We start from the raw sequence: 13,403 nt of genomic DNA, 5'->3' as shown, positions 1-13,403 counted from the left end.
AGCCGGATGAAAATATCAAAACTAACCGATAGTATTTCGTTACAACGCTCAGTGGAACAAGCAAATGTAGATCATTTAACAACAGTTCGTCAAGTGATTGAAGATGTGCAAAAGAATGGAGACAAAGCACTTTTTGCTTACACTGAAAAGTGGGATGGCGCGAAGTTAACTTCTTTAAAAGTGACGCAGAATGAAATAGACGAAGCTTTTGAGAGTTTCGATGGGCAGTTAATCCAAGATTTAGAAGAAGCTGCAACAAATATTCGTGCATTCCATTCAAAACAATCTCGTCAAAATATAGATTTTCCATTAGCAAAAAACTCGTATATCAAATATCAAATTACTGCATTAGATTCAGTTGGATTGTATGTACCAGGTGGAACTGCTGCGTATCCTTCATCTGTATTGATGAATGCCATTCCAGCATTAGTTGCAGGAGTGGAACGTGTCGTAATCGTATCTCCTCCTTCTAAAGAAGGGAAGTTACCAGCCTCGGTATTAGTAGCAGCAAAAATTGCTGGAGTGACTGAAATTTATAAAGTAGGGGGAGCTCAAGCAATTGCAGCTCTTGCTTATGGGACAGATTCTATTCCTGCTGTCGATAAAATTACAGGTCCTGGGAATAGCTATGTAGCTCTTGCTAAAAGAGAAGTATTTGGGAAAGTGGCAATTGATATGATTGCAGGCCCAAGTGAAATTGCTGTTATTGCGGATGAAACAGCGTATGCAGATGAAGTAGCTTCTGATTTATTGGCACAGGCAGAGCATGATCGTTTTGCATGCTCCATCCTTATAACTACAAGTGAAAGTCTTGCAGAACAAGTGGCGCTTGAAGTAGAAAAACAATTAAAACAATTACCAAGAGAAGAAATTGCAAGAGCTTCGATTGAAAACTTTGGACATATTTATGTTGCAGAATCGCTGGAACAAGCAATTGATGCAGTCAATGAATTAGCACCGGAGCATTTAGAAATCATCACTAAAAATGCAGAAGCAGTTGCAGAACAAGTGAAGCATGCAGGCGCAATATTTATCGGAAGATTTAGTAGTGAAGCAGTAGGTGATTATTTCGCTGGTACGAACCATGTTCTGCCAACAAATAGTACGGCTAAATTTTCAAGTGGATTATGCGTAGATGATTTTTTGAAAAAAACAAGTGTTGTTTATTATTCCGAGGAAATGTGGAAAGAGCAATATCCGAAAATCGCTCGTTTAGCAAGAATGGAGCAATTAGAAGGACATGCTCGGTCAGTGGAATCGAGAAGTTGGAATAAGGGGGACTTAAATTGACAAATAAAAGAGCTGCTAAAATAGAAAGAATGACGAACGAAACAAAGGTATGGGTAGAAATTGATCTAGATGGTGAAGGAAAAGCAGAGATTGATACTGGTGTACCATTCATGGATCATATGCTTGATTTATTCACAAAGCATGGTTTATTCGACGCAACTATTAAAGCTGATGGCGATACATATATCGATGATCATCACACGACAGAAGATATTGGAATTGTACTTGGTCAAGCTCTAAAAGAAGCACTAGGCGATAAAAAAGGTATTAAACGATATGGAAATGCATTCGTACCAATGGATGACACACTTGCTCAAGTAGTAATTGATATTTCAAATCGTCCTCATTTAGAGTTTCGCGCCGAGTTCCCTACGCAAAAAGTGGGTAATTTCGATACAGAACTTGTTCATGAATTCCTATGGAAATTTGCTTTGGAAGCACGTATGAATGTGCATGTCATCGTCCACTATGGTCAAAATACACATCATATGATTGAAGCAATCTTCAAAGCATTAGCACGAGCAATTGACGATGCCATCACAAAAGATCCACGTGTAAAAGGCGTACCTTCGACAAAAGGACTACTGACTTAAATAAGGGAGAGAAATAATATGACGACGATTCAAGTATATCCAGCAATTGATATGAAAGGCGGGAAATGTGTTCGCTTATATCAAGGGGATTACGATCAAGAAACAGTCTACGGAGATTCTCCATTTGATATGGCTAAAAAGTTTGCAGATGAAGGTGCAACTTGGATTCATCTTGTAGACTTAGATGGAGCAAAAGATGGAGAAAAAATCCATGCGAATGAAGTCATTCGTATTGCAAAAGAACTCCCAGTACGTGTTCAAATCGGTGGAGGGATTCGCTCAAAAGAAGATGTAAACTATTATTTAAACAATGGTGTTACGCGTGTAATTATTGGAAGTCTTGCTATTTCAAATCCGGAATTAGTAGCCGAATTATTAGAAGAGTTCGGTGGAGACAGAATCGTCATTGGATTGGATGCAAAAGACGGAATGGTTGCAACGCATGGTTGGTTAGAAACCTCTACACAATCAGCAGTAGAAGTAGGACAATACTTTGCTTCTAAGGGTGCCAAGCATGTCATTTTTACAGATATTGCAACAGACGGTACATTACAAGGGCCAAACTTACTGGCAAACAAAGAGCTTGCAGAAGCAACTGGTCTATCTGTTATTGTTTCAGGGGGTATTAGCTCGTTAGAAGATCTTGGAGAAGTAGCCAAACTTGCTCAAGAGACAACAGTTCGTGGTGTTATTACAGGAAAAGCATTATATAATAACCGATTTACGCTAACAGAAGCATTGCAGGAGGCTACTAAATGGTAAAAAAAATTATTCCCTGTCTGGATGTAAAAGACGGTCGAGTTGTTAAAGGGATTCAATTTGTTGAGTTGAAAGACGCGGGAGATCCTGCAGAACTAGCAGTATTTTATGACCAAGAAGGTGCCGATGAGTTAGTGATTTTAGATATTTCTGCAACGGTAGAGGGTCGCGAAACCATGCTAGATGTAGTAAAGAAAACAGCAGCAAGTATTTCCATTCCCTTAATAGTCGGTGGAGGCATTCGTACTACCGAAAATATGCAGCAATTATTGGACGCAGGAGCTAGTAAGATTTCTATTAATAGTGCAGCAATCAGTAATCCTAGTCTCATAACGGAAGGTGCAAAATTATTTGGCTCCAATAAAATCATTGTTGCAATCGATGTATCATGGTCAGAAGATGATCAAGACTGGTTCGTTTATACACATGGTGGTCAACAAAAATCGGATTGGAAAGCAGTCGATTGGGCGAAGGAAGTAGAAACACTTGGTGCTGGAGAGATTTTGTTAACTAGTATGGACTGCGATGGAAAAAAAGAAGGTTATGACATTGCAATTACCAAACGTGTAAAAGATGCGATTTCTATTCCAGTAACTGCAAGTGGTGGAGCTGGTAATGTAGACCATTTTTTAACCGCATTTACAGAAGCAAATGCAGATGCAGCACTTGCAGCATCTATTTTTCATTTTAAAGAAACAAGTATACAAAAAGTAAAAGACTACGTTCGTGAAAGAGGAGTAGAAGTAAAATGACAAATATAACATTTGATGACAAAGGGCTTGTTCCAGTAATTGTACAACACGCCATTACAAGAGAAGTATTAACACTCGCTTATATGAACGAAGAAGCATATGCAAAAACAGTTGAAACACAAGAATCATGGTTTTACAGTCGTAGCAGACAAGAATTGTGGCATAAAGGGGCAACATCAGGAAATACGCAAAAAGTAGTCTCTATTACAGCTGATTGTGATTCAGACGCGCTAGTTCTGCAAGTATTACCAAATGGACCTGCATGTCACACTGGAGCAGACACATGCTTCCATAATAGTTTAGAAAAATTTGATGAAACAGTAGGTTACAATATAGTAACTCATTTGATCAATGTGATTAAAGAAAGAAAAGAAACATTGCCTGAAGGTGCGTACACTACGTATCTATTTAATGAAGGTGTCGATAAAATTTGTAAAAAAATAGGGGAAGAATCCTCGGAAGTTATTATTGCTTCTAAAAATAACGATTCACAAGAACTAAAATGGGAAGCGGCAGATTTAATCTATCACTTACTTGTTTTACTAGAAAATCAAAACGTAAGTTTCTACGATCTTTTACAAGTGTTACAAGAAAGACATGATACTAAAACACATAAATAATTATTGTTTATGATATACTGAAGATTATACTGATGAGGGACGTTTATAACGTTCCTTATTATTTTTCGGAGGATTATCTTGAATAAAAAAATTAGAAAAAAAGCAAAAGAAAATATCGTTTCTTTTTTACCCACTGGCGAATATTACTATAAGAAAGCCTTAGAAGAGTTACAAAAAGAACAATTTGAAAAAGCACATAAATATTTAAAAAGAGCAGCAGATTTAAGTCCAGATGATCCATTAATACTTTTACAATATGCGATTATGCAAATGGAACTAGATCAATTTGATTATGCACATGAATTATTAAGAAGTGCCCATTCTATTGATCCAAATGAATCGGAAATCGTTTTTTTTCTAGCAGAAGTAAATGCTCATATCGGAAACTTTAAAGATGCTCATCGATTCGCAAAAAAATATTTAGAAATGGATATTCACGGTGAATATACCGAAGAATCGATGGAAATTGTAGACTTTACAGAGCAAGATGATTTGCTTAGTTTAGAGCCAGATAGCCCTTCAAGCGAAGCTCTCTTTTTACAAGAGAAGTCCCGGAGGTTAATGGAATCTGGAAAATTTAAAGAAGCAGTGGAATTGTTGGAAACGATTATTGTAGACAATCCTGACTTTTGGGCTGCCTATAATAATTTAGCACTTGCTTATTTTTATATTGGTGAAGAAGAGCAAGCAAAAGCTTTACTCCATCAAGTACTAGATGAAAATAGAGGTAATTTACATGCACTATGCAATATAGCGGTTATTCATTATTATGAAAAAAATGAAAAAGAACTAGAAGAAATAGTTGAATTTCTAAAGAAAATAAATCCTTATTTTGTAGAGCATCGCTATAAACTAGGGGCAACATTTGCATTGATAGGGAAATATGAAGAAGCATTTAAATGGTTAAGAAGCTTACAGAAAAAAGGATTTGAAGGGGATCCAGGATTCTATTTTTGGTTATCCCATTCAGCTTATTTCTCTGGCTATGAAGAAATTTCAAGAAATGCATGGAAAGCTTTATTAAAAATAGATCCTGAAAAAGCTGGCTTTGAACCTTGGTTACCTCATATGCAAGAGATAAACGACGATGGTTCAGAGCAACAGAAGGAATTTATTCTGGAAAAACTTCAAAATGAGAATGTGAGTACAAGAATCTTCGGTTTCTATTTGCTTGGAAAGACAAAGCATCGTCAAGAAATCATATCCCATCCGAAATGGATTGTGGTGGACGAACTGACGACAATGGAGAAACTATTTTTAGCTCAATCTTTAGGTCATTCTTTTGATGAAAAATTGCCAGCTGAAAAAGCATTTTTACGCGCAATCGCAGCAACTGACATCCTATATAACAAATTCAAGCCGCTCTCTGAATCATCCACATACTTGTTCCAAATGTGGTTTGTCTTAGTGGAGCGCGCACTCGAAAAAGGGTATGCTTTTAAAAATCCAAAAGCATTGGCTGCTGCAACAGAGTATATGTTTGAGTCATCTCGTGCAAAAAATGTCACGAAAAAACGATATGCGGATCAGTATGAAATTACAACATCCACACTAACTAAATATATTAATGAACTTATTCAATTTTTGCCTCTTTTTGACGCATAGGCAAAATACTTGAAGAGGGTATCAAAATCCTATAAATTGAAGTTAGAAGCAATTTAGGAGGAAATAACAATGACTGAAGAAAAAATTTATGATGTAATTATTATTGGAGCAGGACCAGCAGGAATGACAGCAGCTGTATATGCATCTCGTGGTAATCTTTCAACTTTAATGATCGAAAGAGGTATTCCTGGTGGTCAAATGGCGAATACCGAAGAAGTAGAAAATTTCCCAGGATTTGAAATGATTTTAGGCCCTGATTTATCTACAAAAATGTTTGAACATGCGAAAAAATTTGGTGCTGAATATGCTTATGGCGACGTATCAGAAATTATTGATGGCGAACAGTATAAAACAGTAAAAGTTAGTGGAAAAGAATATAAAGCAATAGCGGTCATTATTTCTTCTGGAGCAGAGTATAAAAAAATGGGTATCCCTGGTGAACAGGAACTTGGCGGACGTGGCGTGAGCTATTGTGCTGTTTGTGACGGAGCGTTCTTTAAAGGGAAAAATCTAGTAGTTGTAGGTGGCGGAGATTCAGCAGTTGAAGAAGGCGTATTTTTAACTAAATTTGCTGATAAAGTAACAATTGTTCACCGTCGTGATGAATTACGTGCACAAAAGATTTTACAAGATCGAGCTTTTGCAAATGACAAGATCGATTTCATTTGGAATACAACTCTAAAAGAAATTAATGGTAAGGATGGTAAAGTTGCTAGCGTAACATTATCTTCTACTGTTGATGGGACTGAAAAAGACTTCGAGGCAGATGGAGTATTTGTTTATGTAGGAATGCTTCCTTTAACAAAACCATTCGGTAATTTAGGCATTTTAAATGACAATGGCTATGTTGTAACGAATAGTGAAATGGAAACTTCTGTTCCTGGAATTTTTGCAGCAGGGGATGTTCGTGAAAAAACACTTCGTCAAATTGTAACAGCTACAGGTGACGGAAGTATTGCAGCACAAGCGGCTCAACATTATATTGAGAAGTTAAAAGATAAAGCTATTGCAAATGCTTAAAAATAATTAATATTTTATTAATCAGTTTGTAATCATTCTGAAATAAACTAAGTGTATAGTAGGGAATATAAATTATCCCCCTATTTATATACGAAATATTTGAACAGGCTGTTTCTCGATATTAATCGATGAGGCAGCCTCTTTTTATGAAATTCATGTATAATATAGGATATCAACGTAGTATAGATTTGGAGTGACAGTCGGTGCAACGAATTGCAAATTTAATTGTATGTAAAGACAATCAGGTACTTTTATTAAAAAAACCTAGACGTAACTGGTATGTGGCTCCAGGTGGCAAGATGGAAATGGGAGAGTCAATACTTGAATCCGCTATTCGCGAATTTACAGAGGAAACAAATACGAAACCTGTAAATACCCACTTAAAAGGAATTTATACGATGGTCATTGAAGAGAATGGGCAACATCTGAATGAGTGGATGTTATTTACATTCATAGCAAGAGATTTAGTAGGAACTCCCTTTAAAGAAACAAAAGAAGGTATTTTAGAATGGCATCCTGTTGAAGAGTTATATAATCTTCCTATGGCTGAAGGCGATCGAACTAATTTATTATTTGCCGTGAAAGAAAAAGGAATGCAATATGGAACATTTGTATATACGTCAGATTTTAAATTATTAAAAGAAACCATTCAGCAAACATCAGAGGAGGAATAAGTAATGGATAGTCAACAAAAACTTGAAACCGATGTAGTTATTATTACTGGGATGTCTGGTGCTGGTAAAACAGTTGCTATTCAAAGTTTTGAAGATTTGGGGTATTATTGTATAGATAATCTGCCTCCAGAACTACTAGGTATATTTCTTAATCTGATGATCGAATCCAATAAGCAACCTCGCAATATTGCTGCTGTAATGGATCTGCGCGGTGGAGAAATGTTTCATTCGTTGGCAGATTCTATTAATAAGCTTCAAGATGCCACTTCACTAACTCCGAGGGTATTATTTTTAGATGCAGCAGATGAAGTTTTAGTGAGAAGATATAAAGAAACAAGACGTTCTCATCCTTTAGCCAATTCTGGACTTCCATTAGATGGAATAAACAAAGAAAGAGGACTGCTTTCAGATTTAAAAGGTAGAGCGCAATTCATCTATAATACTTCTGAGATGAAGCCAAGAGAACTTCGTGAAAAAATTATTGAAGAATTTTCACAAAAGGGTAGCAATGTTTTTACGATTAATGTGATGTCATTCGGATTTAAACATGGTATGCCGATAGATGCCGATTTAGTTTTTGATGTTCGTTTCTTACCGAATCCATATTATATGGAAGAACTCCGGTTAAAGTCTGGTTTAGATGAAGAAGTATCTAGTTATGTACTGAAATGGTCAGATACGAAGACATTAATTGAAAAGTTAACGGACTTATTTCTGTTCATGATTCCGCAGTATAAACGAGAGGGTAAAACACAGTTAGTCATTGCTTTTGGATGTACAGGAGGACAACATCGTTCTGTTACTCTAGCAGAATACTTTGGTAAACTTCTAAAAGCAGAAGATAAAACTGTTATTACGCATCGAGATGTAACTATCAGAAAGGATTGATGTAATGCGTCGTACAAAACACCAGAAGAAAATAGTTATTATTGGTGGTGGTACGGGATTATCTACTTTACTGCGGGGTTTAAAGAAGTTCCCAATCGATATTACAGCAATTGTTACTGTAGCAGATGACGGAGGAAGTTCTGGGCGCTTACGGGATGACTATGATATTCCCCCACCTGGGGACATTCGAAATGTATTGGCCGCACTTTCAGAAGTAGAGCCATTAGTAGAAGAAATGTTCCAATTTCGCTTTTCTAACTCATCGGATTTAGAAGGGCATTCATTAGGTAATTTAATGCTAACTGCTTTGACCTCTATTACAGGGGATTTTGCAAATGCGATAAGTGAAATGAGCCGTGTGTTAAATGTCAATGGAAAAGTCTTACCCGCAGCCAATCAAATAGTTACATTGCATGCGGAGTTTGAAGATGGGATAGTTATTAGCGGAGAATCTAAAATTCCTAGTTACAATCAAAAAATTAAAAAAGTATTTATCACACCTGATAATGTGAAACCGCTGCCAGAAGTATTAAATGCAATTAAAAATGCTGATATTATCGCAATTGGACCTGGAAGTCTATATACTAGTATTTTACCGAATCTGTTAGTTGGTGATATTCCGAAGGCTATTATGCAATCCAATGCGAAGAAAGTATATATTTGTAATTTGATGACGCAAGCTGGAGAAACAAGTAATTACACTGCATATGATCATGCAAAAGCACTGATTGATCATGTTGGAGTGAATTTTTTAGATAGCATTTTAATTAGCAATGAAGAAATTCCAGAAAATGTGCAGTATTTATACAAGCAAGAAATGGCTTCACCGGTTAAAATAGATATAGAACAGTTAAAAACACTTCATATAGAAGTTGTGAAAAAAGATATCTCTATCGTTCATGATGGAGCGGTTCGTCATGATTCGATAAAAGTAGCAAAATGGCTAGTAGAATATGCAGGTTAATTATAGAAATTTAAAATAACAAGCTATAGTCTCTGGCAAGAAAGGGGACAGCTTATGTCATTCGCGTCTGAAACAAAAAAAGAAATGACTTTAGAAGAGTCAAAACCATGTTGTGTAAAAGCTGAACTCTCAGCGCTAATTCGAATGAATGGTTCTATGTCATTTAGTAATAAAATGTTAAGTTTAGATGTTCAAACTGAGAATGCTGCAATCGCTAGAAGGTTATACACACTTATCAAGCAGTTATATCCATATCGAGTGGAATTACTTGTTCGAAAAAAAATGAGATTGAAAAAAAATAATGTATATATTTGTCGTATTCGTGAGGGTGCAAAAGACTTTTTAGAAGACTTGCAAATATTAAGAGATAATTTTCAATTCGAATATTCCATCTCTAAAGATTTGGTGAAAAAGAACTGTTGTAAACGTGCTTATCTTAGAGGCGCATTTTTGGCAGGTGGATCTGTGAATAATCCAGAAACTTCTTCTTATCATTTAGAGATTTATTCTTCATATAAAACACATAGTGATGCATTGGTAGACTTGATGAATGGATTTAACTTGAACGCTAAAACAATTGAGCGCAAAAAAGGCTTTATTGCTTATTTGAAAGAAGCAGAAAAAATTGCCGATTTTCTCAGTGTTACGGGAGCTCATGGTGCACTTTTGAAATTTGAGGATGTTCGAATCATTCGAGATATGAGAAATAGTGTAAACCGCTTAGTTAATTGTGAAACAGCTAATCTAAACAAAACAATTACTGCTTCTGTGCGACAAGTCGAAAATATTCGATTCATTGATAATTCAATGGGGGTAGATCAGTTGCCTGAAAGGTTAAGAGAAGTTGCCAGATTACGTGTGGAATATCAAGATGTGACGCTAAAAGAATTAGGTGAGATGGTTTCTACTGGTACTGTTAGCAAATCTGGTATTAATCATCGGCTAAGAAAAATAGATGAAATCGCAGATGCACTTCGCAGAGGCGAGACAATATAGTGAAATGAGGCATGTGACAATGACGGAGAAACAAGTCGAAGTGAAATTAGCAACGGGATTACAAGCAAGACAGGCTGCACTATTTGTGCAAGAGGCAAATCGCTATATTGCGGATGTGTATTTGGAGAAAGGTGATAAAAAAGTAAATGCAAAGAGTATTATGGGGATTATGAGCTTGGCGATTAGCCGAGGTATTACTATTACTCTAAGCGCGGATGGTTCTGATGAAGAAGAAGCAGTAGATGCATTGGCTAAATTTATCACAAATGAGCAATAAATAAACCGGGCGAATTTGCCTGGTTTTTCTGGTTTTACAATATATGACGTTGGTGAAATAAAATCCTGATCCGCGCTGATTTTCGTTCCGAGCGGACGCTTTCTGTGGGGTGTGCGGTGAGCCTCCTCGCCCTTGAAAACCGCGCTCTGAAGTGAACCCAAAAAAGTACCCAAGGAAAAGTAAATTTTCCTTGAGTACAATTATTATTATGCTTTTTTCATTTCGCTGCGGTCAATAATATGGTCGATTAAACCATATTCTTTTGCACGTTCAGCAGTCATGAAGTTATCGCGGTCTGTATCACGTGAAACGACTTCAAGTGGTTGACCAGTACGTTCAGACATAATGCCATTTAGTTTATCGCGTAAGAATAAAATACGTTTAGCAGCAATTTCGATTTCCGTTGCTTGCCCTTGTGCTCCACCAAGTGGTTGGTGAATCATTACTTCAGCATTTGGAAGCGCATAACGTTTCCCTTTTGTACCTGCAGTAAGTAGGAATGCTCCCATAGATGCTGCCATACCGATACAAATAGTTTGAATATCTGGTTTGATAAACTGCATCGTATCGTAGATTGCCATACCAGCTGTAATACTACCACCTGGGCTGTTAATGTAGATAGAGATATCTTTTTCTGGATCTTCTGCTTCTAAAAATAGTAGTTGGGCAACAATGGAATTTGCCACGTTGTCATCAATACCACTTCCAAGCATAATAATGCGGTCTTTTAATAATCGCGAGTAAATGTCGTACGCACGTTCTCCACGGCTCGTTTGTTCGATAACTGTAGGAATTAAATTCATCCTGATTGCCTCCTTCAAGGTGGTTTGATTTGATAAGCTGATTACTGAGAAAAGTTCCCTCAGTTGTAACTTTATCATACACATTAAGGTCAAGGAAGGTCAAATATTAAGCCTTCAAATATATGGTTGAATTAATCCTGTTATATTTGTATAATAGATAAGTCGCTTGCCCTTGTAGTGTAATGGATAACACACAAGCCTCCGAAGCTTGGAATGTGAGTTCGATCCTCGCCGAGGGCATAATTTAATAATAACTTACATCAAAACTCTTTTCATTTATGAAAGGAGTTTTTTTGAAACTAATTTTTCTTTCATCCGTATTTATAATTGGTTTCAAAAGTTATAATAAAAGGTAAATGAATACTATACTCAAGTTAGGAGTGAAGAGATGAAAAAATTATTATTGCCGATTATTATTGTTTTCGTAATTATTGCTATCTTTGCAGGTATTTTTTTCTCAAGTTATAACGGTTTTGTTGACGGAGAAGAAAATGTCAATAATGCATATGCACAAGTGGAAACCCAGTTACAACGTCGAATGGATTTGATACCAAACTTAGTAAATACGGTTAAAGGTTTCGCAGCACATGAAAAGGAAGTGCTGAGCAATATAGCCGATGCTCGTTCCAAATTAGCAGGAGCAGGAAGCCCGGAAGATCAAGCAGCAGCGAATGATGAATTATCTGGCGCTTTAAGCAGACTATTGGTAGTAGTGGAAAATTATCCAGATTTAAAAGCAGATGCAAACTTCAGACAACTAATGGATGAACTTGCAGGAACAGAAAATCGTTTATCGGTAGCAAGAGGAGACTATAACACAGTCGTGGCCGAGTACAATAAATCAGTGAAACGTTTGCCAGGAAGTATCGTCGCTTCTATTTTTGGATTCGATGAAAAAGAATACTTTAAAGCAGATGCAGCAGCAAAAGATGCTCCGGCAGTTGATTTTGAAGGAGTTGGAGAGTAATGATGAAAGTTGCGCGTGTTATCTCACTTGCGCTTCTTTTTAGCATTATTTTTCCATTAATAACATTAGCGAAGTCAGATTATCCAGAGGCTTTGCCGAATGAATTGTATGTACAAGATTTTTATGATGTTTTATCGGAAACGCAAGAGCAAGAAATAGAAACACTTGGACAGAATCTTGAAAATGCTACGGGTGCTCAAATTGTGGTGATGGTAGTAGAATCATTAGGTGGTCAGGACGTGGCTACGTATGCAGTAGATGTTATGCGTGGTTACGGCATTGGGGATGCTGAAAAAAATAATGGAGTATTATTTATTTTAGAAATGGATCCAAACAAAGAAACTGATCGCGATATTTATATTGGAGTAGGTCAAGGTCTAGAAGGTGCACTTCCTGATGGGAAAACAGGAAGAATTTTAGATGATTATACATTACCATACCTTGAACAAGGTGATGTACCAGGTGCAATACTGTCAACGTATCAAGTGTTATATAACGAAGTCGCAACAGAATATGGTTGGGACGGGGAACTTGTGGTACCTGAAGAACCTGATGCAGGTTTTTCATTCACCACGATCATTATCATTATTGTTGTCATTTACTTAATCTATTCGGCTATGTCTGGCGGTGGTGGCGGTAATGGTTCTGGTGGTAAACGACGTAGGTCGTCCAGTTCAACAATGTTTGGCGCAGGAAGTGTCGGCGGCGGAAGTAGTGGTGGATCTAGTGGCGGTTTCGGAGGCTTCGGAGGAGGTAGTTCCGGAGGCGGCGGCGCCGGTCGTGGTTGGTAATCTCAGGAAGCGTCTGTTAATAGCCGCTTCTTTTTACGTGAAAGGAGGTAAGGTTTTGGACGTGAAATTTTATACGAGACCTGGTTGTCATTTATGTGAGGAAGCTAGGCTTATGTTGAAGTTGGTGCAAGAGGATATTCCTTTTCACATACATGAAATAAATATTGAAGAAGATGATGCGATACATGAGAAGTATATGCTCATGATACCGGTAGTTGAATTGGAAGGTTCCATTATTCAATATGGACGAGTAGATTATGCAACATTACTGGATGCATTATGTAAATAATGCATCCAAATGGTGGCTTATATTGTTTGGCGCAAGGTCTGAGCTCGTAATCGCAAGGTCGAACGAGTTATGCGCAAGATTGAATACTTTATTCGCAAGATCGAGCCTCTTACAC

General features: G+C 37.0%; 16 protein-coding genes and 1 tRNA gene. 16 read left to right on the top strand and 1 reads right to left on the bottom strand.

Going from position 1 to position 13,403, the window contains the following annotated elements; genetic code table 11:
• Positions 1–6 precede the first annotated feature (6 nt).
• The 12 genes from hisD (at position 7) to C7437_RS09890 (ending at position 10,438) form a co-directional block, all read left to right on the top strand.
• On the top strand, positions 7–1,290 hold the full coding sequence (hisD, locus tag C7437_RS09945; protein ID WP_111439536.1) for a histidinol dehydrogenase: 1,284 nt from the start codon (positions 7–9) through the stop codon (positions 1,288–1,290).
• Positions 1,287–1,883, top strand: a complete 597-nt coding sequence (hisB, locus tag C7437_RS09940; protein WP_281269945.1) for an imidazoleglycerol-phosphate dehydratase HisB — start codon at positions 1,287–1,289, stop codon at positions 1,881–1,883. The genes hisD and hisB overlap by 4 nt, the downstream gene beginning before the upstream one ends.
• 18 nt (positions 1,884–1,901) lie before the next feature.
• Positions 1,902–2,645 carry a 1-(5-phosphoribosyl)-5-[(5-phosphoribosylamino)methylideneamino]imidazole-4-carboxamide isomerase gene (gene hisA / locus C7437_RS09935; protein WP_111439535.1) on the top strand — a complete coding sequence of 248 codons (744 nt, stop codon included), beginning with the start codon at positions 1,902–1,904 and terminating at the stop codon, positions 2,643–2,645.
• Complete coding sequence (gene hisF / locus C7437_RS09930; RefSeq protein WP_111439534.1) at positions 2,639–3,394, top strand: imidazole glycerol phosphate synthase subunit HisF; 756 nt, start codon at positions 2,639–2,641, stop codon at positions 3,392–3,394. The genes hisA and hisF overlap by 7 nt, the downstream gene beginning before the upstream one ends.
• On the top strand, positions 3,391–4,014 hold the full coding sequence (gene hisIE / locus C7437_RS09925) for a bifunctional phosphoribosyl-AMP cyclohydrolase/phosphoribosyl-ATP diphosphatase HisIE (protein ID WP_111439533.1): 624 nt from the start codon (positions 3,391–3,393) through the stop codon (positions 4,012–4,014). Before hisF ends, hisIE begins: the two co-directional genes overlap by 4 nt.
• 78 nt (positions 4,015–4,092) lie before the next feature.
• Positions 4,093–5,619: a tetratricopeptide repeat protein gene (locus tag C7437_RS09920; RefSeq protein ID WP_111439532.1), complete on the top strand. Its 1,527-nt coding sequence runs from the start codon at positions 4,093–4,095 to the stop codon at positions 5,617–5,619.
• A 69-nt stretch (positions 5,620–5,688) separates the two neighbouring features.
• The gene (gene trxB / locus C7437_RS09915; RefSeq protein ID WP_111439531.1) at positions 5,689–6,639 is read left to right on the top strand and encodes a thioredoxin-disulfide reductase; all 951 of its coding nucleotides are present in this window, start codon (positions 5,689–5,691) and stop codon (positions 6,637–6,639) included.
• A gap of 203 nt (positions 6,640–6,842) precedes the next feature.
• On the top strand, positions 6,843–7,313 hold the full coding sequence (locus C7437_RS09910) for an NUDIX hydrolase (protein WP_111439530.1): 471 nt from the start codon (positions 6,843–6,845) through the stop codon (positions 7,311–7,313).
• Between the two features lie 3 nt (positions 7,314–7,316).
• On the top strand, positions 7,317–8,201 hold the full coding sequence (gene rapZ / locus C7437_RS09905; protein ID WP_111439529.1) for an RNase adapter RapZ: 885 nt from the start codon (positions 7,317–7,319) through the stop codon (positions 8,199–8,201).
• A 4-nt stretch (positions 8,202–8,205) separates the two neighbouring features.
• Positions 8,206–9,165 (top strand): gluconeogenesis factor YvcK family protein, encoded by a 960-nt coding sequence (locus C7437_RS09900; protein WP_111439528.1) that lies wholly within the window; start codon positions 8,206–8,208, stop codon positions 9,163–9,165.
• Between the two features lie 54 nt (positions 9,166–9,219).
• The gene (whiA, locus tag C7437_RS09895) at positions 9,220–10,161 is read left to right on the top strand and encodes a DNA-binding protein WhiA (RefSeq protein WP_111439527.1); all 942 of its coding nucleotides are present in this window, start codon (positions 9,220–9,222) and stop codon (positions 10,159–10,161) included.
• A 19-nt stretch (positions 10,162–10,180) separates the two neighbouring features.
• Complete coding sequence (locus C7437_RS09890; RefSeq protein ID WP_111439526.1) at positions 10,181–10,438, top strand: HPr family phosphocarrier protein; 258 nt, start codon at positions 10,181–10,183, stop codon at positions 10,436–10,438.
• Between the two features lie 206 nt (positions 10,439–10,644).
• Here the strand turns inward: C7437_RS09890 and clpP are convergent, their stop codons facing one another.
• A complete protein-coding gene (clpP, locus tag C7437_RS09885) occupies positions 10,645–11,241 on the bottom strand; it encodes an ATP-dependent Clp endopeptidase proteolytic subunit ClpP (protein ID WP_111439525.1) in 597 nt (198 codons plus the stop codon).
• 168 nt (positions 11,242–11,409) lie between these two features.
• Between clpP and C7437_RS09880 the strand changes: the two genes are divergently transcribed.
• The 4 genes from C7437_RS09880 to C7437_RS09865 all read left to right on the top strand — a co-directional run bounded on the left by C7437_RS09880 (position 11,410) and on the right by C7437_RS09865 (position 13,288).
• Positions 11,410–11,481 (top strand) — tRNA-Arg (locus tag C7437_RS09880).
• 148 nt (positions 11,482–11,629) lie between these two features.
• Entirely contained in the window at positions 11,630–12,208 is a 579-nt protein-coding gene (locus C7437_RS09875; protein WP_111439524.1) for a LemA family protein, read from the top strand.
• On the top strand, positions 12,208–12,999 hold the full coding sequence (locus tag C7437_RS09870; RefSeq protein ID WP_111439523.1) for a TPM domain-containing protein: 792 nt from the start codon (positions 12,208–12,210) through the stop codon (positions 12,997–12,999). The genes C7437_RS09875 and C7437_RS09870 overlap by 1 nt, the downstream gene beginning before the upstream one ends.
• A gap of 55 nt (positions 13,000–13,054) precedes the next feature.
• Positions 13,055–13,288 carry a glutaredoxin family protein gene (locus C7437_RS09865; RefSeq protein WP_111439522.1) on the top strand — a complete coding sequence of 78 codons (234 nt, stop codon included), beginning with the start codon at positions 13,055–13,057 and terminating at the stop codon, positions 13,286–13,288.
• Positions 13,289–13,403 lie beyond the last annotated feature (115 nt).

Source organism: Psychrobacillus insolitus, assembly GCF_003254155.1.
GTDB classification, from domain to species: Bacteria; Bacillota; Bacilli; order Bacillales_A; family Planococcaceae; genus Psychrobacillus; species Psychrobacillus insolitus.
This window is presented reverse-complemented; position numbering and strand designations above follow the sequence as displayed.